The sequence below is a fragment of the Staphylococcus sp. HMSC061G12 genome (assembly GCF_001838465.1).
Taxonomy (GTDB): domain Bacteria; phylum Bacillota; class Bacilli; order Staphylococcales; family Staphylococcaceae; genus Staphylococcus; species Staphylococcus simulans.
This window is the reverse complement of record NZ_KV837171.1, coordinates 1-426: the sequence shown is the minus strand read 5'-3', so window position 1 is coordinate 426 and position 426 is coordinate 1. Positions and strand designations below refer to the sequence as shown.

The following is a 426-nucleotide window of genomic DNA, read 5'->3' as shown; positions in this document are numbered from 1 at the left end:
CAGTAAGAGCCCTGAGAGATGATCAGGTAGATAGGTTAGAAGTGTAAGTGTGGTGACACATGTAGCGGACTAATACTAATAGCTCGAGGACTTATCCAAAAAAGAAACGAGTCAATATTGACAGCGCGTAGGTTTCTTGTTAGAATATATAGGTATTCAATTTTGATTGGATAATCAATCATAGTTAAGTGACGATAGCCTAGGAGATACACCTGTTCCCATGCCGAACACAGAAGTTAAGCCCTAGCACGCCTGATGTAGTTGGGGGTTGCCCCCTGTTAGATATGGTAGTCGCTTAGCATTTATCCGCCATAGCTCAGTTGGTAGTAGCGCATGACTGTTAATCATGATGTCGTAGGTTCGAGTCCTACTGGCGGAGTTTAAAAGCGGTAGACGGAGAGCAACTCATTGAGTTGCTTTTTTTCT

General features: G+C 43.2%; 1 tRNA gene and 2 rRNA genes. All 3 read left to right on the top strand.

Features of this window, described 5'->3' with window-relative positions:
- Nucleotides 1-99: ribosomal RNA gene (locus HMPREF2937_RS13110) — 23S ribosomal RNA — on the top strand; the annotation flags it as partial.
- Between the two features lie 85 nt (nucleotides 100-184).
- Nucleotides 185-300 (top strand): 5S ribosomal RNA (gene rrf / locus HMPREF2937_RS13105).
- A gap of 5 nt (nucleotides 301-305) precedes the next feature.
- A tRNA-Asn gene (locus tag HMPREF2937_RS13100) sits at nucleotides 306-379 on the top strand.
- Nucleotides 380-426 lie beyond the last annotated feature (47 nt).